This window comes from Rhodanobacter hydrolyticus (genome assembly GCF_044904645.1).
In genome coordinates, this window is sequence record NZ_JADIKK010000008.1 from 3,877,223 (window position 1) to 3,900,588 (window position 23,366).

The window sequence follows — 23,366 nt, forward strand, 5'->3', positions numbered from 1 at the left end:
ATAGGCAGACCTGAGGAGCTCGCTAGCAACTTGAAAGTTGCCAGAAGCGTTGAAGATACGCGTCAGGGCGCGCCGCTTGCCACGCAAGGCTGCGCCGTCCCGGCCGGCGATGCATCCGCAGCCCAGCTCGCCGCTGGCAACGCCACCTTGCCATCGCCCTGGAACGACGTCGCCGAATGCCCCAGCTGCAGCTGGTAATCGCCTGCGGGCTGTTGCCAGTGCTGGCTCTTGCGGTCGAAGTCCACCAGCAGGCGCGGATCGGCGGTCACCGTCAGGTGTGCGGACTGGCCGGGTTTGAGGTCGACGCGGCACCAGCCGGCCAATCGACGCACTTCGTTCGGGCCGGGCAAGGTGACGTAGAGCTGCGGCACGTCCACGCCCGCGCGCTTGCCATGGTTGGTCACGGTGAACGAAGCGTTGACCTTGCCGTTCGCCACGCGCGGTGCGAAGCCGCTGTAATCGAAGTGCGTGTAGGCGAGGCCGTAGCCGAACGGGAACAGTGGCTCAAGATGCTTGCGCTGGTACCAGCGGTAGCCCACGTCGGCGCCTTCGACGTTGTAGTCCACGTCCTGTGCCGGTTGGCCTTGCGGCGGCTGGCCCATGGAGGTGAGCACGGCGCCGGGGATTTCCGGGCGTGGCAGTTGCGATTCGTCGCGCGGCCAGGTCAGCGGCAGACGACCGGACGGATCGACTTCGCCGTAGAGCAGGCGCGCGATGGCCTCGCCGCCGGCTGCGCCTGGGTACCACGCTTCCAGCACCGCGCCGACCTTGGCCAGCCAGGGCATGGCCACCGGGCCGTTGTTCTCCAGCACCACGATGGTGTGCGGGTTGGCCTTGGCCACGGCTTCGACCAGCGCGTCCTGGTTGCCGGGCAGGGTCAGGTGCGGCGTGTCGACACTTTCCGCCGCCCACTGCTCCACGAATACCACCGCGACCTTGGCTTGCGCAGCCAGCTTTGCGGCGGCGGCAATATCGTCGCCGCTGGCGTAGCTCACCGTGCCGCGTGCACGCTGCTTGATCGCCGCCAACGGCGCGGAGGGCTGGTAGATGCGCGGACCCGGCCAGTCGGCGGGCGCAAGGCCCGGCACCGCATTGCCCTGCGGCGATTGCACCGCCGAGGAACCGCCGCCGGTCAGCACGCCCTTGTCGGCGTGACCGCCGATCACCGCCACGGACTGCGTGGCGGACAGCGGCAGCAGTGCGTCCTGGTTGCGCAGCAGTACCGCGCCGGCTTCCTCGGCGCGTTGCGCCACCTTGCGGTCGGCGCCGAAATCGATGGCTGCCTGCTTGGCCGGATGGTCGATGGCGCCAGTCGCGAACAGGCTGCGCAGGATGCGCCGCGCCATGTCGTCGATGCGCGACTGCGGCACCTCGCCGGAAGTCACTGCGGCGCGCAGCGGTTTGTCGAAATACACCTCCTTGTCGAAGGTCTCGCCGGCCGATTCCTGGTCCAGGCCGGCCAGCGCGGATTTAGCGGCGCTGTGTACGGCGCCCCAGTCCGACATCACGAAGCCGGGGTAGTGCCAATCGCGCTTCAGCACGTCGTTGAGCAGCCAGTCGTTCTCGCAGGCGTAGACCGCATTGACGCGGTTGTAGGAGCACATCACCGAGCCCGGATGGCCGGCCGCAATGGCGATCTCGAAGGCGAGCAGGTCGGACTCGCGGGCGGAGGCCTTGTCGATGTTCGCGCTTACCGCGTTGCGGTTGGTCTCGAGGTCGTTGAACGCGTAGTGCTTGATGGTGGAAACGAGGTGCTGGCTCTGGATGCCGGCGATGGCATTGCCGGCGATCTGGCCAGCCAGCAGCGGATCCTCGCCCGCGTATTCGAAATTGCGGCCGTTGCGCGGATCGCGCACCAGGTCCACACCGCCTGCCAGCATGACGTTGAAGCCGCGGCGATGTGCCTCGCTGCCGATCATCGCGCCCCCGGCATAGGCCACGGTCGGGTCGAAGCTGGCGGCCGTCGCCAGGCCGGAAGGCAGCGCGGTGGCACCGAGCTTCAACGGCTTGGCCACGCCGAGTCCGGCATCGCTTTCCTGGATGTCGGGGAGGCCCAGACGCGCGATCGCCGGGCCGTAGCCGGCGGACCCCAATGCGCCCGGAGCCATGACGTGGCCGTTCTCGGTGTCGCCGAAATCGACGCGGATCAGGCGGAACTTCTCGTCCTGCGTCATCGCCTTCAGCACCAGCTCGACCCGCTGGTCGGGCGACAGGCGGGGATTCATCCACGGGCGCGCGTCGCTGCCTGCGGTCGCCGCCGTGCAGGTGCCGCCGAATGCCAGCAGCGCCATGCCGATGAAGGAGGCTATGCGAGTCTTGTGAAGTGCCATGACGTTCCCTTCGGGTTGCAAAAAAATCAGGTTGGAAGCATGCGCATCGCAGGTGCGGGACGACAGGCATGGTGCACGATTTCCGGCGCGCCCGCCCATGGACGGCAAGCTCATGGTTTTGGCAGATACGGATTGCGATTGGACGCGGCGATCACGGCCCATGCCGTCGCGGCGAGGCACGGCCGGTGGTAGTAGTAGGAATACAGCGCGGTGATGCGCGGCTTTGGCGTGGCGTACAAGAAGCCGCCCGATGAGGTTTGTCGCGCGACCAACGCAAGCAGCACGTCCGCCTTGGCTTCGTCGCCGGTCCAGCGGTAGGTGAGCGCGGCCTGCGCGGTGCCTTCCGTCCATATCCCGTCGCGGACGTCGGTGAAATCGAAGCCGCCTTCGACGGCATGCATGCGCTCGACCCAGGCCAGCGCGCGCCGCCACGTCTTCGGCGCTTCCGGCAGCAGTTGCGCCCAGAGTTGCACGTCGAGGGCGGAGGGTGAGCGCAGCGGCGTCGCGCCATCGCCCTCGGTGCCCGTCCAGAAATGTCCGCTCGCGGCATCCCACTGTGCAGCCACAAAATCGCGGGCGTTGCGTGCCTGCGCGTTCCAGTCGTTTCCCGGTGCGGAGATCCGCTGCAGCCATTCGAACATCGCGGCAAGATCGATGTTGTGCTCGGTCGATTTCCACGCCGCCTGCCGCGGCACCAGCAGGAAGGACTCGACGCCGCCATAGAATCCAGCCGCGCCGTGCGGGTCCGCAGCGTGGACGACAACCCAGTCGGCAAGATGCACGGCGGCATCGCGCCAGCGCACTTCGCCGGTGGCGTCATGCAGTGCCAGAAGTGCCAACGCAGTCCATGCGATGTTTCCGCACGATGTGCCATCCTGATACGCGCCGGCGTATTGGTGCGCAGCGTCGACCCAGTGCTTCTGCCGGGCGTCCCACCATCCATTCGGCAAGGGCTTGTCGCCTTCGACGGGACCGGCGCGATACGCATCGCGCAGGCGCGTGTCGTTCACTGCGGCGAGGCGCAATGCCTCGCCGATGCGTTCCGCCTCCGGCTGCCTGTGGCATGCGAGCAGGGCGACGACGGCAAGCGCGTTGTCATAGGTGAACGCCGCCGTGCGGATGGGCGAAAGGGCCGGGGCACCTTGCCCGCGCCGGCTGTCGTAACTGCGCAGCAGTACCGGGGTGTTGCCCGGCAGCGCATCCACGCGCGCAGCGATGGCATCGCAACCGGCGCGCGCGAGAGACTCGATCCGTGCGGCCGGAGAACCTGCGCCCGCGGCTGGCGTCGGCGCCGCAGCTTCCGCGCGGGCGGGCGATATCGAAGACATGGCAAGCGTCAGGCAGGCGGCGCTCCCGGCCAGCCAGCGTCGCCGTGCCTGGTCGGATCCGGTTGCAACGAATTCGATGATCGCCATGTTGACCCAAGCGGAGGGGCGCAGCCGCGCTGCTGTTTGATCCCGTCGTCATGGCGCATGCCTGGGCGTGCGCCATGACGGGGCTTGCCGGGCGCGCTTCGTCAGAAGCTTGCGCGCAAGCTGAGGTTGTAGCGGGTGTCGTCGCGGAAGAAGCCCTTGGGTACTTCCAGGCCGTCCGTATTTACGATTTCGCTGGTCTTGAACGTGGAGTTCAGGATGTTGGCCGCCTGCAGCGAGATCTTGACGTGGTCGTTGAGCGCATAGATCAGCGAAGCGTCCAGCTGGCCCTGCGAATCGGCCATCACCGGCAGGAACGGATAGTCCGCCTCCTGGCCCGTGATCAGGAAGGCCGAGCGCCAGTTGTAGGCGAGACGTGCGGACAGCGGGCCCTTCTCGTAATACACGGTGAAATTGTAGGTGTCGCGGGACAGTTCGGACGGCGGCAGCTTGAGCTGATTGACGCACTGCGTGGGTGCCACGTAGCCGGAGGGGCAGTAGTCGACCACGCCGAAACCCAGCCCGTGCGGCTTGATGTAGGTGTAGTTCATCTGCGTGCCGAAACCGGACAGCCAGCCGGGCAGGAAGTCATATTTCTGCTGGTAGGCCAGTTCCAGGCCGCCCACGCTGCCCTTCTGGTCGAGGTTGGCGAGGCCCGCCGTGTACTGCTCCGGGAAGCTCACGCCATTGTTCGTCACCGTGGTGTCGACCACGTTGGTGATGTACTGGATGGTGTTGTTCAACTGCTTCCAGAACAGCGTGCCGGACAGCGAGCCGACGTTGCCGAAATACCACTCCTGGGTCAGGTCGAAGTTGTGCGCCGTGATGGGCGTGAGGTAGGGGTTCGCGCCGGTATAGCCATTCGACAGGGTCGGTGCCGTGCTGCCGTTGGTGCCGTAGGGCAACAGCCCGCTGATCGTCTGCCCGGCCTGCAACTGGTTGAGCGTCGGCCGGTAGATCGACTCGGAGAACGCGAAGCGGGTGACGAGGTCACTGGTCCAGCCGATCGCCAGGTTGAAGCTGGGCAGCCAGTTGCCGTAGGAATGGCTGGCGGTGATCGGCGTGTACGCGCCGTTGGCGAAGCTCACGTACTGCTGTTGCTGCGCGGGTGTCAGCGCGCAGAACGTGCCCGGCTGCGGCGCCGGGCCGCTCGCGCTCTGCTGGCAATACTCCGCGATGGTCTTGCCATTGAGCGTCTGATTCATGTTCGGCAACAGCAGGAAGCCCGAGGCCTCGTCCTGCGTATGCACGTAGCGCAGGCCGATGTTGCCGCTGATCTGGATGCTGCTGAGGAAATCGGTGTTGTCGTTGCCGAAGTTCAGGCGCAGGTAGGCGGCGTTGGTCTTTTCCTCGTTGGAGGCGATTTCCTGCGGCAGGTAATACGTGCCCGGCACGAAGACGTCGCCTGCCACGTACTGCTCGCGCTGGAAGTTGGTGTAGTACGGGCCGCCGGCCATGCCGGGATTCATCGCGAACCATTGCTGGTTGATCTGCTGCATCACGCTGGCCGCTTGCTGGAACTGCGTGAGCGGATTCAGGTTGAAGTAGGGCGCGACGATGCCGAAGTTGCCGCCGCTGAAGGCCGGCAGGTTGACGTTGTATGGGGCGACGTCGCCGGGCGTGTTGGCCGCGGTCACCACACTGATCCCCGGGCTCGGCGAGCTGACGGCCTCGTAGTTGTAATCCGAGTTCTGCACCACCTCGCTCTGGTCGGAGTGGCGGACGCCGAACTGGAGGTTGTCCAGGAAACCCTTGTCGATGTCGAAGGTGCCGTCCAGGCGGAAGGTGCGCTGGTTGCCCCAGGAATGCTCCTCGTGGTCCTGCGCCGCCGCCCAGTAGGTGTTGTTGGGATTGCCGAAGTACTGCGCCGTCGTTTCGTTGGGGTCCGGCGAGAGAATGCTGATGCTGGGCACGTTGTTGCCGTGCAAGGCAATGTCCCAGTTCGCCATGGTCAACTGGCGGATGTAGTAATAGAAGTTGTCGTAGGTGGAATTGGTGTCCTGCGCATCGGCGCTCAGGTGCAACCGGTCGGTGACGTTCCACTTCAGGTTGAAGCTGTAGTCGTTGGTGACGTAGCGGTTGCGGTATGCCGTGCTGTCGAGCTGCGTCGGCAGGCCGCCGTACGTAGACGGGTAGTTGTACGCACTGGGCAACGCCGTGACGATGCCCGACTGGAACACGCCCTGCGAATTGAACGTGGGGTAGGTGCCTGCCAGCGGGATGTCGCACTGGTTGGGATCCGACCAGGCGCAACCGTCCGTGGAAGCCTGCAGGGTGTGCTCGTAGGCGGTTTCCGTGTCCGAAGCGCGATCCCATTCCAGCGTGGCCTGCAAGGCCTTGTCCGGGCTTTCCCACTGCGCCGCGAACACGCTGCCGAAGCGCGTGCTGGTTTCGTCCTGGGTACGCAGGTCGCCGCCGATCGGCACGTAGGCGTATTGGCCGGGCGCCAGGCCGGGGAAGTCGTCGTTGCGCGAGCCCGGCAGCGTGCAGCCGTTGCAGCGTCGCTGGAAATCGACCAGCGAGATCGCGTTGTCGGCCTGGTCGATGCGGTCGTAGGCGATGTTGCCCAGCACGCCGAAACGGCCGATGTCGGTGTCCCAGTTGTGGCTGAGCAGGCCGGAGATCTGCGGCGTGCCCTTCTTGTCGAGGCTGCCCCAGTAATTGCCGACCGTGATGGAGGCCTGCGTGTCCTTGCTGCTGTCGAAGGGTTTGCGCGTATTGAGATCGATCGAGCCGGCGATGCCGCCTTCGAGCATGTCCGCCGTCTGGTTCTTGCTCACCACCACCGAACCGATCAGCTCCGGCGACACCGTGGAGAAGTTCAGCCCCTGGCCGCCGCCGGCGGAAAACACCGAGCGGCCGTTGAACAGCGTGCTGGTGTAGGGCAGGCCTTGCAGGCTGATGTCGGAACCCTGGATGGAGAAGTGATCCGGGTCGGCCGCGACGCCGAAGGCGCTCACGGCCACGCCCGGTACGCGCTGCAACGCCTCGGTGACCGAGGTGTCGGGCAGGGAGCCGGCGTCCTGCGCCGAGATCGCATCGACCACCGTGTCGGCATAACGCTTAATTTCCTGTGCGCGGTTCAAGCTGCCCGAGTAACCGTTGACGGTCATGCCGGTGAGTTGCTTCGCTTCCTTTTCGCTGGCCGTCGTGGTGGCGTCCTTCTTCTTGTCCGCAGTCTTGGCGTCCTTCGCCGCGGCAGGGGCGGTGGGCGCGGTCTGGTCGGTGGTCTGCGGCGCGGGCTGTGTGGCTTGCGCGTGCGATGGGCCAGCCGCAAACAAGGTCGCCGCGATCGCGAAAGGCAGCAGGCGCAGTTGGTTGACGTTGCCTGCATGCGAATGCATGGACTGCTTCTTCACTTCGATATCTCCCCAATGTTCAGTGAATGTCCGGCCGGCGCGTGTTCGTCCCCTCGCTGCCCGGCGTGTTCCGCCTGCGGCCCGGAATTCAGGCCGCTTCGCCTTCGGCCGCTGGTCGGCAAACCGGATCAAGCCTGCATGCCACGGCGGCCGTTGCGGCCAAGCGGGGAGCGGTCGCATTCGCGAATGCGTGCGACAGCGCAATTGCTGCGGCACGTCGCGGCGATCGCCGGCTGAACACCTTCCCCTTTCCCTCTTGCACTTACGTTCCGTGGCGCACGGGCTCTAGCGCGTTTCGCAAGCTAGTCAAAAGTACCAGCGCTGTCAATAGAAAATACCAGCGCTGGTACTTTTGGACGAAATGGGCGGAATCCGGATGACTGCGGGCCGTCGGCTTGGGGTAGCATGGAGCGCTGCAAGCCACACAGGGGCGGTATCTGCACATGCCTGCGAGAATCGAAGACGTCGCTGCGCATGCCGGCGTATCCACCAAGACGGTATCCCGCGTGCTCAACGGCCAACCGAGCGTGCGTGCCACGCTGCGCACGCGGATCGAGGCTTCGATCCGCGCGCTCAACTACGTGCCCAACGCGTCCGCGCGCAGCCTTGCGGGGAATCGTTCGCATCTGGTCGCACTGCTGTACGACAACCCGATGGCCGGTTCCAGCTATACCATGGAATTGATCGTGGGCGTGCTGCAGGCGTGCAAGGGAACGCCGTACAACGCCGTGCTGCATCCCTTCGACGCGGGCGACGATCTGGCCGCACGGATCGACGGCTTCGTGGCGCAGCACCGGCCGGACGCGCTGGTGCTGGTGCCGCCGCATGCAAACAACGCCAAGCTGCTGCAGCGCCTCGACGAGCTGGACATTCCCTATTCGACGATTTCCTCCAAATTGCGCCAGTCGCGCATTGATGTCGGTTTCGACGAGCGCAGGGCGGCCGCCGAGATCGTCGAACACCTGATCTCGCTGGGGCACCGGCGGATAGGGCATATCGCCGGGCTGCCGGGGCACGGTGCGCGTACCTGGCGGCTTAGCGGCTATCGCGACGCGCTGCGCAAGGCCGGCATTGCGTACGACGAGTCGCTGGTGGCGGAAGGGGATTTCGCCTTCGCTTCGGGTGTGGCCGGCGCCAAATGGCTGCTCGACCGCCGGCGTCCGCCCACGGCGATCTTTGCGGCGAACGACGACATGGCCTGCGGCGTGATGCGCGAAGCCTACGATCGCGGACTGGCCATTCCCGCCGACCTGTCGGTCTGCGGATTCGACGGCACGCCGGTATCGCAGCTGATCTCGCCCAGCCTGACGACGGTGCACCAGCCGTGTCGCGAGCTTGGCTGCCTCGCTGTCGAGAGCGTATTGCAATCGATCCGCGACCCCGCTGCTCGCCAGCAGGCGCGCGTGCCCTACCAGATGGAATTGCGCGGATCCACCGCGTCGCCCGGGAAACCGTAGTATTCGTTCGTTGCCGGCGTCGGGTTCGACTACGCCTGGCACGCGGATCCATGGGGCGACGAAGGTGACCGACGACAAGGCTGAAGCCGCAATGCGTTGGCTTCCCCCGCAAGCGCGCGCGCATGCGGTTGCGGCGCCGTACGCACGCCGTGCCGGCTGGCCGTTCATCCTGATCTATGGCCTGGCGTACATGGGGCTGTGGATGGCCCTGCTTCCGCCCATCCTGGTGGGTCTGGCGATGCGCGTGCGCGAGATCGCGCCAGCGCACGCGACCGGCAGCCTGTCGCTGGTGGTGGGCGTGGGCGCCTTGATGGCGCTGTTCGGCAATCCGTTTTTCGGCCGCCTGTCGGATCGCACGACCTCGCGCTTCGGCATGCGCCGGCCGTGGCTGGTTGCCGGCGCGCTGGGGGGAATGGCGGGATTGGCGATCATCGCGACGGCCGCGTCGGTCCCGCAGCTGCTGCTGGGCTGGTGCGTCGCGCAGCTCGCTTACAACGCGCAGCTGGCCGCGCTGGCGGCGATCCTTTCGGACCAGATCCCGGCGTCGCAGCGGGGCACGGTGTCGGGCATCGTGAACATCAGCTTGCCGCTGGGCATGGCGGGCGGCACCTTCCTGGTCGAGGCGCTCGCCGATTCCACGCTCGCGACTTTCCTGGTGCCGGCTGCGGTCGCCCTGGCCGGCGCGCTCATCCTGGCTTGGGCATTGCCTGACCACCGCTTGGCCGAGGCGCAACGGCCACGCTACGGATGGCGCGAATTCCTCGGCAGCTTCTGGATCAATCCGCTGCGCTTCCCCGATTTCGCCTGGACCTGGAACAGCCGCTTCCTGCTCTACGCCGGGGTCGCACTGTTGATGACCTACCAGGAGTTCTACCTGATCCGTCAACTGGGTTGCGCGCCGGCCGATGTGCCGCGCTGGATCTTCCTGTCCACCCTGGTGCAGTCCTGCACGGTTGCTGTCTTCAGCATTCTGGGAGGCGGCCTGTCCGACGCCCTCGGGCGGCGCAAGGTTTTCGTGTGCGGCGGGGCGCTCGCCTATGCGCTGGCTCTGTTGGTGATCGCCTTCGCCGCGTCGTATCCCTGGTTCCTTGCGGGCATGGCCGTGGCCGGCATCGCGCAGGGCGTATATCTGGCCGCCGATCTCGCGCTGGTGAACGATGTGTTGCCGGAGCGCGAAACCCATGCGGCCAGGAATCTGGGCATCTTCAACATCGCCAGTGTCCTGCCGCAGTCGCTGATGCCGGCAATTGCCCCGGGCATCTTGTCCCTGAGCGGCGGGAGCTATGCGACGCTGTTCGTCGCGGCGGCGGTCTTCGTGGCGCTGGGTGCGTGGGCCATCCTGCCGGTACGCGGAGTACGTTAAGCGAGAGCCAGATCCAGGTCCCTCGCTTGTCCATGACCGGGTTGGCGTTGAAAAGCCGGGTCGATCGCCTCAATGGCGATACGTGGTTTCCGCGGCCGCATCGCGGGTGCGATGGGCGTCGGGACGGGCGACAACAAGCTGGCGTGGACTTTGGAGTTCCCGCATCCGGATATCAGAAGAACGTCGGCATTGCTTCCAGCACGCGCAGTTCGTCGTCGACACGCAGGATCTGCCGCCACTTGTCGAACGTCAGACAGGGATGCGAGGCGCCGAACGAGACGACGTCGCCGATACGCAGGTCGGACTGGGCCGGGATCGCCAGCATGGTGTGCTGGTCCATCACCTTGCGGGTCGCGCAATCCTGCAGCGGGCGCGCTGGTTCGCCAGGGCGGTGGCGTTGCAGCGGGATCGGCAGATCGGGGTCGCAGGAGATGTCGCGCTTGCCCATGGCGATCACCGCCAGGCCGGGTTCGGGCAGCGACTGCACGTGGGCGAACACGGCCAGGGCCGGCTGCAGTCCGCCTTCGAGTTCAGGATGGCGTTCCTTCACTTCGGCCAGTGCGTCGCGGTACGAGCGATGGTCGTGGACGACATAACAGCCCGGCCGCAGGATGCTCGTGCAGTGCTCGCGCAGATCCGCCTGGTCGAACGCTTCGGCGATCAGGTCGAACCACTGCGAACCGGCCGCGGTGACGATCGGCTTGCGGCCGCCAAACGCACCCGCATCCATGAGTCCGCGCAAGGTGGCGACGAGCTGACCGGCGTAGGTGCGGACGCGTTCCACGGCATGCTCGCCGCCGATCAGTCCCTCGTAGCCTTCGATGCCGCAGAGCGTGATTGCCGGCGCGGCCGCGATGGCATCGACCAGCGCCGCCAGTGCGGATGCGTCGCGTACCCCGCAACGGCCGCCGGGTACGCCGAGTTCGACCAACACCTGCAGGGTCAGGCCGCGTTCCGCGAAAAAGCGGTTCAAGGCTTCGACATTCGCCGCGCTGTCGACCAGGCAGCAGTAGTCCGCGCCGCGTTCGACAAGGCTGGCGATGATTGCCATGTTGGGCGAGCCAACCAGCTGGTTGGCCATCAGCAGGCGCGTGATGCCATGTTCAAAGGCCGCTGCGCACTGCACGGCGTTGGCCAGCGTGATACCCCAGGCGCCGGCATCGAGCTGGCGTCGGAACAGCGCCGGCGTCATCGTGGTCTTGCCGTGCGGCGCGAGTTGCGCGCCATGGTCGTCGGCGAAGCGCTGCATCCACGCGATGTTGTTGGCCAGCGCCGATTCGAGGATGGCCGCAGCCGGCAGGCTTGTGTCTTCAAGCAACGACTGGCCGGTGATGGGGCTGCCTTTCTCGAGTTGCGACATATAGGGAGCCATGGAGTCGTTCTGGTCATCTCTGGGAGTGCGCCAGTTTTGCCGCATGCGGAATGGCGCGCAATGGCTGTGCCTGGCCCTGCCCAAGGGTTTTTGTCCGGAGATCTTTCTTCGGTCGCCGCCGATGGCAAGCAGTGCTGCCCGTGGGCGTCGTTGCTTTCGCGGGCTTTCAGACAACGGTGTCACGAAAGTCCTTTTATGGACCGCATGGACGTCCATACGTCTAAATCGATCTAGTTGCATCGCACCATCGATGCCGCACGCGAATAGCTATATCGGCGTCATCTTTGGCGCTGCATTGCGATAATTAACTGGCTTTTTTTGAAAGCGGCAATGTTCATTGCCTGCGTTGCGTTTCCACGATTGCCGTCACGGTTTGCGTCACCTGATTTAGACAACGTTGTCATTACAAGACATCCAGGCGCCACCGTTTCGGTCTTGGCAGGCCGTGGTGGGCCGGATGTCCAAACAGGGGAACACCGCCAAGGATCGCAAGCCGTTCGCCACGGAGAAGACCTTCCGCCTCTAGATAACGCAACTCAACCAGGGAGACGCTTTCATGCATATGAAGAAGTCGGTTGTTTGGCTACACACGGCACTCAACGCAGTCGGCACCACCGCAGGTGGCGCGATGGCGATGAGCTTGATGACGGTGGCACCGGTGCAGGTGGTACACGCGCAAACCGCAACGGCCTGCGCGGCGGCGTGGAATTCGGGCACGGCCTACAGCGGGGGGGCCGTCGCCAGCGAGAACGGCACCAACTACGTCGCCAACTGGTGGACGCAAGGCAACGATCCGGCCACCAGCAGCGGCGCAAGCGGTTCGGGCGAGCCCTGGACTTCGCAAGGGGCGTGCGGTGGTTCGGGTTCCGGTTCGAGTGGAAGTGGCGGTTCCAGCGGCAGTGGCGGCTCCACTGGCTCCAGCGGCAGCAGCGGCTCGGGGAATGCCTGCGCGGCGGCGTGGAGCGCGACCACGGCTTATAACGGCGGCGCCGTTGCTAGCGAGAACAGCATCAATTACGTCGCCAACTGGTGGACGCAGGGCAACGACCCGGCCACGAACAGCGGCGCGACCGGTTCGGGCGAACCCTGGACCTCGCAAGGCGCGTGCAGCGGCAGCGGTTCCTCCGGTGGCGGAACGAGTGGCGGGGGCAGCAGCGGCGGTGGCTCCAGTGGCGGCGGTAGCGGTCCGGCGAATCCGCCGGGCACCGGTGCCAAACTGCTGTTCAGTCCGTACAAGGACGTGACGATCAACATGAACTGGAACACCGACACCATGCAGACCGCCGCGGCGACGGGTTCGGCGATTCCGGTGGTCGGCACGGGCAGCCTCTATTCGAACTACGTATCCGATCTCAGTGCGATCACGCTGGCGTTCGCCACCGGCGAATGCGGCAGCGAGAACTGGGGCGGCGTGCCGGGCGCAAGCTTCGCCACGGCCAATATCCCGGCGCTGTCCAGCGCGGGCCTGCCCTATGTGGTTTCCACCGGTGGCCAGGCGGGCACCTTCACCTGCGGCAGCACGGCGAACTTCGCCGCTTTCCTGTCACGCTACATGTCGCCGCAGATGGTGGGCGTGGACTTCGACATCGAAGGCGGCCAGTCTCAGGCCGACATCAACAATCTGGTGGCTGCCGCGGTGTACGGCCAGTCGCTGTATCCCAATCTGCGCTTCTCGTTCACGGTGGCCACGCTGGGCGCGTCGGATGGGAGCTACGGTGGCGTCAACAGCCTGGGCGACATGGTGGTACGGGCCGTGCAGGCCTCCACGCTCAGCAACTACACCATCAACCTGATGACGATGGATTACGGCGCCGCCAGCTCCAGCGTCTGCGTGGTGTCGAATGGTTCGTGCGACATGGCGCAGACGGCGATCCAGGCCGCGGTGAACCTAGAACACACCTATGGCATCTCGCCTAACAGGATCGAGCTGACTCCGATGATCGGCGTCAACGACGTGTCCAGCGAGAACTTCACCATCGCCAACGCCAGCACGTTGACGAGCTATGCCGTTTCCAATGGCCTGGCGGGCATCCACTTCTGGTCGCTCGATCGCGACACCCCGTGCAGCCAGAGCACCGCTTCGCCCACCTGCAACTCGGTGTCCACCAGCACGCCGCTGCAGTACACCAAGAGCTTCCTGAGCGATCTGGGAAGGTAGGCGGTTTCGCCTCCGGTCAACGCCGGAGCGAGCGCTTCACGGCAAGCGCCGCAGCGACGCGGCGCTTGCTTTCATGATCAGATTTGCGCGGACGGCAAGGGATGGCCTGATTAACTGCCATCGGTGATGGCAGCATGTATCCGTCGGTTTGCCATGCGCCCATTGCATGATGCCTGCCGCCTGCATCACGACGGATCGGTGCGCAATTTTTCGGCCGGCCTTGAACAACGTGGGGTGAGGGCAGCGAGCCGCCCATCGCGTGGCCTCGTGGTCGTGAGGATGATTGTGGCCAGGGATATCGGATCGTGCTGTCCGGATCAGCGCGGTGGCACTAACTTGACCTGACCCGTTCCCGCTCGGCCCGATGAAGGTGCCGTTTATCCCGTGATGCATCGCTCTTGTCCCAGTCCTCTGGGTTCGGGCCAATGGTTTGATTCAATGTGCCCGGCTCCGGATCATGGGTGAAGCATGAATACTGTGACTCGCACTTTGTTCGCATGCTGTCTATTCGCATGCTGCCTGGTGATTACATGCGTTGCCAGGGAAGCGCGGCCGCAGGCTCCCGGATCCCTGGAGCTGCGTGTGCTAGACGTGCCGCAGGCGGTGAGCACGAGTGCTGGCATGCAGGTATTCCAGGAGCTGCACCTGACCAATTTCTCGGCGACGCCACTGCGTCTGTCCCGTGTCATGGTGGTGGACGCGCAGGATGGACACCTGCTGGCGGCTTGGATCGGCGACGCGCTGCGGCAGCGGTTTGCGCTGATCGGCGCAGCTGCCACGACGCCAGATCTTCTCGTTCCGCCGGGACGGCGCGGCGTGGTCTACATCGAATGGCCCACACACGGTCAAGCGCCGCGGGCGGTCGAGCATGTGGTGGAGTACACGGCGCAGCCGGATGCGTCAACGGTTGTCGTGCGTGGTGCACGCGCCACGGTGTCGTATCCCACAGGAGCGGCGCTTGGGCCGCCGTTGCGCGGCGGCCCTTGGGTTGCGATCCACGGCGCCGGATGGGCAACTGGCCATCGCCGTGTCTTCAATGTGGTCGACGGGACGGCCCGCATTCCGGGGCGCTTTGCCATCGATTGGGTGCGCGTCGATGCTGCCGGACACCTGGCGCGGGGAGACCGGGATGTGCCGAGCAACTGGCTGGGGTACGGTGTCGACGTGCTGGCTGTCGCGGATGCCACCGTGGTGGCTGTGCGCGACAGCATGGCCGAGTCCTCCAGCGTATCCGGCAATCCGAAGCATGTGCTGGCTGAGGACGCAGGCAATTTCGTGACGATCCGCCTCGGTGATGGCCGGTACGCGTTCTACGAGCACCTGCGTCCCGGCAGCATCGTGGTCGGTCCCGGCCAACGCGTGCATCGTGGCGATGTGTTGGGCGGGCTCGGTTTTACCGGTGCATCCACTGGGCCGCACCTGCATTTCCACGTGGCCGACGGGCCGTCCCCGATCGGCGCTGAAGGGCGGCCTTTCGCGCTGGACGCGTTCGACCTGCTGGGCAGTTACGACGATCTGGGCCAACTTGGCAAAGCGGCCTGGAAACCGCGTCGCGAGGACGAAGCCGAACAGCGGCGTGGCGAGTGGCCGGCAGAGAATGCGGTCGTGCGTTTTCCGGATTGAGGTCGCGCGTGCGCTAGGCGGCGATCGACCAGGCCACGGACTGCCCCGCGCGGAACGGCACGCACTGACTTTCGCCGAAGGGTATCGCGTCGGGCACCGTCCAGGGCTTGCGCTCCAGCACGATGGTGTCGGCGTTGCGCGGTAGGCCATAGAAGTCCGGGCCATGGAAGCTGGCGAAGGCTTCGAGCCTGTCCAGCTTGCCGCCCTGCTCGAAGGCTTCGGCATACAGCTCGATGGCTGCGTGTGCGGTGTAGATGCCCGCGCAGCCGCAGGCCGCTTCCTTGGCTTCCTGTGCGTGCGGCGCGCTGTCGGTGCCGAGGAAGAAGTGCGTGTCGCCGCTGGTGGCGGCCTCCACCAGAGCGGTGCGATGCGTTTCGCGCTTCAGCACCGGCAGGCAGTAATGGTGCGGGCGGATGCCGCCTTCGAAGATCGCGTTGCGGTTGAGCAACAGGTGGTGCGCGGTGATGGTGGCGCCCACGTGCGCGGGCGCTTCACGCACAAATTCCACCGCGGCGCGCGTGGTGATGTGTTCCAGCACCATGCGCAGCTCGGGAAAGCGTTCGCGCAGCGGAATCAGGTGGCGTTCGATGAACACCTGCTCGCGGTCGAAGATGTCCACGCTCGAGTCGGTGACTTCGCCGTGCATCAGCAGCGGCAGGCCGTACTGCTCCATGGCCTCGAGCGCGGCCTGCACGTTCGCCAGGTCGCGCACGCCGGCCTGCGAGTTAGTGGTGGCGCCGGCCGGGTAGTACTTCACGGCATGCACGATGCCGCTGGCCTTGGCGCGCGCGATTTCGTCCGGCGTGGTGGCCTCGGTGAGGTACAGCGTCATCAGCGGCTGGAAGCGCGTGTCCGCCGGCAGGCATGCGATGATGCGGCGACGGTAGTCCTCGGCTTGGGCCACCGTGGTCACCGGCGGCTTGAGGTTGGGCATCACGATGGCGCGCCCGAACTGCCGCGCAGTGTCGGCCACCACCGAGCCGAGAGCGGCGCCGTCGCGCAGGTGCAAATGCCAGTCGTCGGGACGGGTGATTTCGAGGCGCGCGGACGACATGGCGATAAAGCTCCGGGGACGGGAGAGGGCAGGCGGCAGCCTCGAGACGTGTTAGTGGGCGCGCACCGCCGGGCGGTTGCATATGGTATCGGAACGACACCATGGCGTCGCCGCCGGCCGTGTTGCGTCACGGCGCGTGCCAATGCGAAAGCAGCCCATGGACGATCTCTTTTCCGCATCGCCGGGGCCGGACTCCGACGGTTTCGACGCCCTTCCTCACCTGGTGCCGGTGTTCTTCGCGATCTGTCCCGCTGCGGAAGACTTGCAACGAGTCGCCGCCTGGCGCCAGCGCATCTGCGGACGGATCGATGTCGTGCCCCGGCCGCAGTGGGTTGCTGCATGCCAGCGTCGTGCTCTGCGGTACCCCGCGCCGACGGTGGCAACCTCTCCGTGAGGTTTTGCGCGTCGCCGCCGAACAGTTCACCTAATCAGCCTTCGAGCTCACGCTGGATGCGATGACGGGCGGTTTCGGTGCGGATGGGCGCACCTTCGTCGCGCTGGCGGATGCGGTCGGCACGCGCGCCGTGCAAGGCTTGCGCGTGGCCTTGGCCGAAGTGCAGCAGCACGTCGGGCTCGTGGCGACGCGCGGCATGAGCGAGGCGCTCCTCACGCTGGGCTATCGTGACGGTTTGCCGGTCGAGCGCCGGTCGGTCGAACCGCTGAGCTTCCGTGTCGAGGCGGTCGATCTGGTGGCCAGCCTCGTGGGCCATTCGGAACACAGACACCTCGAACGCTGGCCGTTGAAGTGAGGCGCGTCCGCCACCCCGCATCTGTGGCGCGCTCCTTGTCGCTTGAGGGTCGTCGACCGAAGTGGGACGATTCCAGCGATGAGCGACAAGCCTGCTCCGTCCCAACATCTGCGTGACCTTGCCCGATTGCGCCGCGTGCGCGACCGCATCGATCGCGAATACGCCCAGCCGCTGGACGTCGAGTCCCTGGCGAACACCATCGGCATGTCGGCCGGGCATCTCAGCCGCCAGTTCAAGCTCGCCTTCGGCGAATCGCCCTACAGCTATCTGATGACGCGGCGCATCGAGCGCGCGATGGCCTTGCTGCGGCGCGGCGACCTCAGCGTCACCGAGGTCTGCTTCACCGTGGGCTGCGCCTCGCTGGGCACCTTCAGCACCCGCTTCAACGAACTGGTCGGGATGTCGCCCGGCGTGTACCGGCGCGAAGCGGCGCTCGCGACGGCAGGGCTGCCGTCCTGCATCGCGCGACAGGTGACGCGACCGATCAGGAATCGGACGCGACCGATCAGGAATCGAGAAGCGCCGGCCACCGAGCCGGACCTAGCATGACGGCTCCTTCCACACCCGACAGGACATTCATGGACATCAGCATCCACGCCAGCTTCCTCCCGCACAGCGACCCGGATGCCTCGCTGGCGTTCTATCGCGACACCCTCGGCTTCGAGGTACGCAACGACGTCGGCTACAACGGCATGCGTTGGATCACGGTCGGTCCGGCCGGCCAGCCGGGCACCGCCATCGTGCTGTATCCGCCGGTCGCCAGCTCTGGCGTCACCGACGACGAGAAGCGCACCATCGCCGAGATGATGGCCAAGGGCACCTTCGCAACCATGCTGCTGGCCACCAAGGATCTCGACGCGGCGTTCGAGAAAATCCAGGCCAGCGGTACCGAGATCGTCGAAGAGCCGACCATGCAGCCCTACGGCGTACGCGACTGCGCCATCCGCGACCCCGCCGGCAACCTGCTGCGCGTGCAGGAACGGTGCTGAGCCTCTCGATATCGACCATTGCAAGGAGTTTCCGATGAGTCCCGCTGCAAAGAAAGTTGCGCAGAAAGCGCCATCCAAGACCGGCGCGGCGCCTGGCAAGAAGGCCGCCTTCAGCGTCGAGGAGAAGGCCGCGATGAAGGCCTATGCCCAAGAACAGAAAGCGCAGGCACGCGCCGACAGGAGTCGGGAGGACGGCGAACGCGAGGTGCTGGCGGCGATCGCCAAGATGGCGGAAGCCGACCGCGCCCTGGCCTCGCGGGTCCATGCCCTCGTCAAGGCGCATGCCCCGACGCTGGTGCCGAAGACCTGGTACGGCATGCCGGCGTATGCCCTGGACGACAAGGTTGTCTGTTTCTTCAAGGACGCGCAGAAGTTCAAGGACAGATACGCCACCCTCGGTTTCAACGACAAGGCCAAGCTCGACGACGGCGCCATGTGGCCGACCACCTTCGCACTCAAGGCCATGAACGCCGAGGTGGAGAAGCGCATCGCTACGCTGTTGAAGAAGGCGCTGGGCTGAGCGGTTCGTTCCCGGCCGACGTGCGGGCGGCGGGATGTTTTCCCGTTCGCCCGCCGATCTAAGATGGAACTTTGCCCACCGATCAAGGCAGCTCACCATGCGCAAGGCTCTTCCGTGTTCGTGCCGCGTCCTGCTGGGGCTGGTGCTCGCATCGCCCGCCCCTTGGGCCATGGCCGCCGATGCGGCGCCCATGGCGCATGTCGACTCCGGCAGCCTGTCGGGCCTTCACGATGCCGGGAAAGGGCTGGACGAGTTCAAGGGCATTCCCTATGCCGCGCCGCCGATGGGGGCGCTGCGCTGGAAGCCGCCGCAAGCGGTGGTTGCTTGGAGCGGCGTGCGCGCTGCCGATCGCTTCGGGCCGCGCTGCATGCAGCGGCCGCTTTACGGCGACATGGTGTTTCGCTCCAACGGCATGAGCGAGGACTGTCTCTACCTCAATGTATGGACGCCCGCGCAGCGGGAGAAAGGCAAGCTGCCGGTGCTGGTGTATTTCTACGGCGGTAGCCTGCTCGCGGGCGATGGTTCGGAGCTGCGCTACGACGGCGCGAGCCTCGCGCAGCGCGGCATCGTGACCGTCACGGTGAACTACCGGCTGGACGTGTTCGGACTGCTCGCCTTGCCTGCGCTGACCGCCGAGTCGCCGCAGCATGCCGCCGGCAACTACAGCCTGATGGACATGACGGCGGCATTGCATTGGGTGCATGACAACATCGCCGCGTTCGGCGGCGACCCGGCACAGATCACCATCGGCGGCGAGTCGTCGGGTTCGATGGCGGTGTCGGCGCTGATGGCCTCGCCGCTGTCGAAAGAGCTGATGCAGCGCGCGATCGGCGAGAGCGGCGCGGTGCTCGGCAACCTCAAGCCGATGCCCTTCGCCGAAGCCGAGCAGAAAGGCACGGACTTCATGCGCAAGGTCGGCGCCCGTTCGCTGGCGGAATTGCGCGCGATGCCGGCGGACACGCTGATGAAGGCGCTCGGCACCTCGGACAGCGGCGGCTTCGACATGACCATCGATGGAGCCGTGCTGCCGCGTTCGCCCGAGGCTATCTATGCCGCCGGCGAGCAGGCGCACATTCCGCTGCTGGTCGGTTCGAACTCGCAGGAAGGCTATTACGCGGGCTTGCTCGACCAGAGGGCGCCCACGCCGGGCAATTACCGCGACGCGGTGCAAAAGCTGCTGGGCGAGGCGCATGTGGACGAAGCGCTCAGGCTTTACCCAGGCAACAACGAGGCCCAGGTGAAAGCCTCCGGCACGGCGCTTTCGGCGGACCAGTTCATCGCGTTCTCCACCTGGCGCTGGATGGATGCGCAGTACCGTACCGGCAACGCGCCGGTCTATTACTACTACTTTGAGCAGCCACGACCGGCGAAACGGGACGGCAGCGCCGGTGCGGGCACCGGCGCGGTGCACAGCGGCGAGATCGAATACGCACTGGGCAACCTGGACGGCAATGCCGTCTACGCGTGGACGCCGACCGACCGCCGCGTCTCGGCCACGATGGAAGGCTACTGGGCCAACTTCATCAAGACCGGCAACCCCAACGGCGCAGGATTGCCGCATTGGCCTGCGGTGGCCGAAAAGGATGGGGGCCTGCTGCGCCAGGCGATAGGCGCGGATACGCACGGCTTCGTCGATCGGAACGCATCGCGCTACGAATTCCTGCAACGTGTGGAACCCGACGCGCATCTCTGAGGAGAGCGTGCAGCCGACATCGGCTTCGTTCCGCCATGCGGCCGCGCCGGAGCAAGCGATCCGGTGTGCTCGCCCGGCCGGTTCCGTCGTGAAGTCGGATCTGTCGCGTCACGATCGCGTGGGTTCGTTCGAATCGATCGTCCCGCCGTCGTCAGTACGGCCGCGAGCGCTTGTTGCCAGTACTGGCGGCCTGCATCTCGACGCTCAGGGCAAAGGTGCGTTCTTCGTCCGGCTGCATCGCGCCGACGCCCACCAACTTGCGCGCGATCTCTTCGCCGCGCTCGTTGCGAATGGTCAGCACCATCGCATACTCCCACGCGCCGCTGTCGGGGTTGCGGAAGCTGCCTTCCACGCGCAGCGGCACGGACACTGGCGCAGACGCTGCTGTGCCCGGCTCGCTGAAACGCAGCTTGTGGCGGCAGGCGGGGCACACGCTCGCGCTTTCGAGGATGGTCTCCCGGCAGTGAGGGCAGATGCGTGTTGCCCCGGGCGTGCCCGAGGGTGCGGCGGTCACGAAGTCGCGCCGCCGCGGCCGCCGTCCGTACGTGTGCCGTTGTCGTCCCAGCCGAACTCGACCTGGCCACGCATGCGCGAGCCGGCCGCCACGCTGAGCGATCCGGCCTTCAGGTCGCCGCTGAGCGCGCCGCTCTGCAGCAGGTCCACGTGCATGGCGGATTCAATATTGCCCACCAGTTCGCCTGCGATGGTGACCTTCTCGGCACGCACGCTGCCGGTCACCTTGGCACCGGTTTCGATGGTGAGATCCCCGCGCACGTTGACGTCGCCCTTGAAGCTGCCGGCGATGCGCACGTGACCCGCGCCTTCGATCTTTCCCTCGATGGTGATGTCGGGCGCGATCAACGATTCGGCCTTGGGCTTGCCTGGCGCAGCCGCGGCCATGGGGGTTGAACGCGGTGCCAGTTGCACCGGCGGTGCCGCTTCAGGCCTGGTTTCCGGGATGTCGAGACGCGCCTGGTCCGTGGCTTCGGGTGCCGCGTTGGAGGGGGACTTCACGGGCTCTTTCCACAAGGCCATGACGGGACTCCGGTTCACTTGGGGAAATCGAGCGTACCCCCGAAACGGCGATGATGGAAACCTCGGCAGGCTGCCTGGTTGACGAGATGAGAGCCGACGAGCCGCCCATGGGCGCGATGGCACAGTTCGTTGAGGCTGGTCTCAGCGCCGTGTCGCCAGCACGCCATCCAGCATCAGTTGGGCCTGGAAACCGGCCTCCTGCAGCCGCTGCGCCACTTCGCGCGGCACGTCGCGGCCGCTGGTGAGTTTGTTCGGGCTGCCGGTGTAGTGGAACAGGCGGCCGCCCTTGCGCAGCACGCGGGCGAGTTGCCGGTAGAACGCAAGCGAGTACAGCTCGCCTGCGATGCCGAAACGCGGCGGGTCGTGCAACAAGGCATCCACCGAGGCATCGGCGAGACCTGCGATGGCCTGCGACACGTCGGCGTGGACAAGCTGCAGGCGGCCGCCGGCTGCAGGCGCATCCGGGTCGGGCGACCAGGGGTTCAGCGTGCGCAGCCACAGCACGTCGGGGTTCTTCTCGAACGAGTGGATGCGCGACGCACCTGCCGCCAAGCAGCAGGCGGCGAAATAACCCATGCCGCCACAGGTATCCAGCACGATCTTGCCGTGCGGCTCGACCAGCGCCACCTTGCGGCGGGCGTCTTCCAGCGGCGATTCCTTCGAGGTGGGCAGCATCTTGATGCCGTCGATCTCGAAGGTGGGTACGTTCCACTCGGTGGGCACCAGCTTGATGAGCGAGCCGGAGAAACGCGCTGCCGCATCGAATGCTTCGCCGTCCCAGTAATGGATGGTGCGATCCTTCAGCGCGGAAGGCCAAGGGTAGCTTTCGCCGCGCCATTGCCAACGGTCCGCCTGCAGCGATGCGACGCCGGTGCTGCGCCCCAGGTCCAGCGAGCCGTGCCACTCGACCTCGCCGGCATCCCGTGCGGCAAGCAGCAGGTCGGCAGCGGCGCGGGTCAGCAAGGGGCCGGTGTAATGCGGCACGACGGGCAATCCAGGGTGGATGGTCGCGCATCGTAACGCAGGCAGGGTGCCTATCGGCGCCTGGCTTTTTCCGCTTTCCTCACAATGGCCGCGCCATAGTGGTCAGACTGCGGCCGCCTGCCGCCACGTTCAGGAGTCGTGCCATGACGAAATGTTTCAAGCATGCGTTGCCAGTCCTGCTGCTGGCGCTGGCCCTGCCGATCGCTGTGCAGGCGGCCGATGCGAACGGTGCGGAGTCGAAACAGGTTGCGACGGCCACCGCCCATGCCGGTATGGCGATGGGGGCGGCGGATCTGGCGACGGCGCATGCGCATCTGCATCACGTGGTGAATTGCCTGGTTGGCACGTCGGGCAAGGGGTTCGATGCCAAGGCGGAAGATCCCTGCAAAGGCATGGGCAACGGAGCCATCCCGGATGCCAAGGGCGACGTCGCGGCCGTGGACCGTCTGAATGCGGCGCTGGGCCAGGCCGAGCATGGCCTCAAGGCGGGCACGCTGGATGCCGCGCATGCCGACGCGAAGCAGGTCATGGAGACCTTGCAGGCGAAGTAACCGGCCCTGCGGAGGTCGCGCGTGCATTGATCCGCGCATCGTGCAGACTTGATCGCGCCATGCGCCATGGCCCCGATGCGCCGCGCACCAACGTACTTTCCCGATGGAGTAGTCGAGCATGAGCACGATCAAGGTGGCGGTGCTGGTGGGAAGCCTGCGCAGGGCGTCGATCAACCTGCGGCTGGCGAAGGCGGTGGGGCGGTTGGCGCCGAAGGAATTCGTCTTCGAGCACATCCGCATCGACAACCTGCCGTTGTACAACCAGGATTTCGATGCCGACTACCCGGCCGAGGCCAGGCGCCTGAAGCAGGAGATCGAAGGTGCCGACGCCCTGTTGTTCGTCACGCCTGAATACAACCGCGGCATCCCCGGCGTGCTGAAGAACGCACTCGATATCGCCTCGCGCCCCTGGGGTACGAACTCCTTCGCCGGCAAGCCGGGGGCGGTGATCGGTGCCTCGATCGGCTCCACCGGAAGTGCGCTGGCGCAGCAGCACCTGCGCAACGTGCTCGCCTATCTCGACGTGGCGATGCTGGCGCAGCCGGAGGTGTACGTGCAATTCAAGGACGACGGCCTGATCGACGCCGAAGGCCATGTCGCGAACGAGGGCACGCAGAAATTCCTGCAAACGTTCATGGATCGCTACGTGGCATGGGTGAAGCGGCACACCTGAGCGAGTTTCTTCGGGGCGCTCCCGGCGCAGGCGACCGTGAGCCG

General features: G+C 66.1%; 20 protein-coding genes. 12 read left to right on the forward strand and 8 right to left on the reverse strand.

Features of this window, described 5'->3' with window-relative positions; translation table 11 throughout:
- Positions 1 to 62 precede the first annotated feature (62 nt).
- The 3 genes from ISP25_RS19940 to ISP25_RS19950 form a co-directional block, all read right to left on the reverse strand.
- Entirely contained in the window at positions 63 to 2,330 is a 2,268-nt protein-coding gene (locus tag ISP25_RS19940) for a beta-glucosidase (protein ID WP_404616139.1), read from the reverse strand.
- Between the two features lie 110 nt (positions 2,331 to 2,440).
- Positions 2,441 to 3,658 carry a hypothetical protein gene (locus ISP25_RS19945; RefSeq protein WP_404616140.1) on the reverse strand — a complete coding sequence of 406 codons (1,218 nt, stop codon included), beginning with the start codon at positions 3,656 to 3,658 and terminating at the stop codon, positions 2,441 to 2,443.
- Positions 3,659 to 3,846: 188 nt separating this feature from the next.
- Positions 3,847 to 7,101 carry a TonB-dependent receptor gene (locus ISP25_RS19950; protein ID WP_404616141.1) on the reverse strand — a complete coding sequence of 1,085 codons (3,255 nt, stop codon included), beginning with the start codon at positions 7,099 to 7,101 and terminating at the stop codon, positions 3,847 to 3,849.
- A gap of 443 nt (positions 7,102 to 7,544) precedes the next feature.
- Between ISP25_RS19950 and ISP25_RS19955 the strand changes: the two genes are divergently transcribed.
- Together ISP25_RS19955 and ISP25_RS19960 are read left to right on the forward strand one after the other, a co-directional pair.
- Positions 7,545 to 8,558: a LacI family DNA-binding transcriptional regulator gene (locus tag ISP25_RS19955; protein ID WP_192156238.1), complete on the forward strand. Its 1,014-nt coding sequence runs from the start codon at positions 7,545 to 7,547 to the stop codon at positions 8,556 to 8,558.
- A 91-nt stretch (positions 8,559 to 8,649) separates the two neighbouring features.
- Positions 8,650 to 9,921, forward strand: a complete 1,272-nt coding sequence (locus ISP25_RS19960; RefSeq protein ID WP_404616350.1) for an MFS transporter — start codon at positions 8,650 to 8,652, stop codon at positions 9,919 to 9,921.
- A 172-nt stretch (positions 9,922 to 10,093) separates the two neighbouring features.
- On the opposite strand, the gene ISP25_RS19965 is transcribed toward ISP25_RS19960, so the two are convergent.
- Complete coding sequence (locus tag ISP25_RS19965) at positions 10,094 to 11,293, reverse strand: amino acid deaminase (RefSeq protein ID WP_404616142.1); 1,200 nt, start codon at positions 11,291 to 11,293, stop codon at positions 10,094 to 10,096.
- A 556-nt stretch (positions 11,294 to 11,849) separates the two neighbouring features.
- Between ISP25_RS19965 and ISP25_RS19970 the strand changes: the two genes are divergently transcribed.
- Entirely contained in the window at positions 11,850 to 13,451 is a 1,602-nt protein-coding gene (locus ISP25_RS19970) for a carbohydrate-binding protein (RefSeq protein WP_404616143.1), read from the forward strand.
- Between the two features lie 621 nt (positions 13,452 to 14,072).
- Positions 14,073 to 15,074: a M23 family metallopeptidase gene (locus tag ISP25_RS19975; RefSeq protein ID WP_404616144.1), complete on the forward strand. Its 1,002-nt coding sequence runs from the start codon at positions 14,073 to 14,075 to the stop codon at positions 15,072 to 15,074.
- 13 nt (positions 15,075 to 15,087) lie between these two features.
- Here ISP25_RS19975 and pyrC read toward each other — a convergent pair whose 3' ends face one another.
- Entirely contained in the window at positions 15,088 to 16,128 is a 1,041-nt protein-coding gene (pyrC, locus tag ISP25_RS19980; RefSeq protein WP_404616145.1) for a dihydroorotase, read from the reverse strand.
- 157 nt (positions 16,129 to 16,285) lie between these two features.
- Between pyrC and ISP25_RS19985 the strand changes: the two genes are divergently transcribed.
- From ISP25_RS19985 to ISP25_RS20010, 6 genes are all read left to right on the forward strand, one after another.
- A complete protein-coding gene (locus ISP25_RS19985) occupies positions 16,286 to 16,522 on the forward strand; it encodes a hypothetical protein (protein WP_404616146.1) in 237 nt (78 codons plus the stop codon).
- 61 nt (positions 16,523 to 16,583) lie between these two features.
- On the forward strand, positions 16,584 to 16,877 hold the full coding sequence (locus tag ISP25_RS19990; RefSeq protein ID WP_404616147.1) for a hypothetical protein: 294 nt from the start codon (positions 16,584 to 16,586) through the stop codon (positions 16,875 to 16,877).
- 78 nt (positions 16,878 to 16,955) lie between these two features.
- Positions 16,956 to 17,426, forward strand: a complete 471-nt coding sequence (locus ISP25_RS19995) for a helix-turn-helix transcriptional regulator (protein WP_404616148.1) — start codon at positions 16,956 to 16,958, stop codon at positions 17,424 to 17,426.
- Entirely contained in the window at positions 17,423 to 17,866 is a 444-nt protein-coding gene (locus tag ISP25_RS20000; RefSeq protein ID WP_225578255.1) for a VOC family protein, read from the forward strand. Before ISP25_RS19995 ends, ISP25_RS20000 begins: the two co-directional genes overlap by 4 nt.
- Positions 17,867 to 17,900: 34 nt before the next feature.
- A complete protein-coding gene (locus ISP25_RS20005) occupies positions 17,901 to 18,386 on the forward strand; it encodes an iron chaperone (protein ID WP_404616149.1) in 486 nt (161 codons plus the stop codon).
- A 97-nt stretch (positions 18,387 to 18,483) separates the two neighbouring features.
- The gene (locus ISP25_RS20010; protein WP_404616150.1) at positions 18,484 to 20,079 is read left to right on the forward strand and encodes a carboxylesterase/lipase family protein; all 1,596 of its coding nucleotides are present in this window, start codon (positions 18,484 to 18,486) and stop codon (positions 20,077 to 20,079) included.
- A gap of 151 nt (positions 20,080 to 20,230) precedes the next feature.
- Here ISP25_RS20010 and ISP25_RS20015 read toward each other — a convergent pair whose 3' ends face one another.
- The 3 genes from ISP25_RS20015 to ISP25_RS20025 form a co-directional block, all read right to left on the reverse strand.
- Positions 20,231 to 20,593 (reverse strand): hypothetical protein, encoded by a 363-nt coding sequence (locus tag ISP25_RS20015; protein ID WP_404616151.1) that lies wholly within the window; start codon positions 20,591 to 20,593, stop codon positions 20,231 to 20,233.
- Positions 20,590 to 21,114: a bactofilin family protein gene (locus ISP25_RS20020; RefSeq protein WP_404616152.1), complete on the reverse strand. Its 525-nt coding sequence runs from the start codon at positions 21,112 to 21,114 to the stop codon at positions 20,590 to 20,592. Before ISP25_RS20020 ends, ISP25_RS20015 begins: the two co-directional genes overlap by 4 nt.
- Positions 21,115 to 21,255: 141 nt before the next feature.
- Positions 21,256 to 22,098 carry an SAM-dependent methyltransferase gene (locus ISP25_RS20025; protein ID WP_192156218.1) on the reverse strand — a complete coding sequence of 281 codons (843 nt, stop codon included), beginning with the start codon at positions 22,096 to 22,098 and terminating at the stop codon, positions 21,256 to 21,258.
- Positions 22,099 to 22,241: 143 nt separating this feature from the next.
- Here ISP25_RS20025 and ISP25_RS20030 point away from each other — a divergent pair, with 143 nt between their 5' ends.
- A complete protein-coding gene (locus ISP25_RS20030) occupies positions 22,242 to 22,649 on the forward strand; it encodes a hypothetical protein (RefSeq protein ID WP_192156216.1) in 408 nt (135 codons plus the stop codon).
- A gap of 118 nt (positions 22,650 to 22,767) precedes the next feature.
- Positions 22,768 to 23,322, forward strand: coding sequence for an NADPH-dependent FMN reductase (locus tag ISP25_RS20035; protein WP_404616153.1), 555 nt, complete (start codon positions 22,768 to 22,770; stop codon positions 23,320 to 23,322).
- Positions 23,323 to 23,366: the final 44 nt, after the last annotated feature.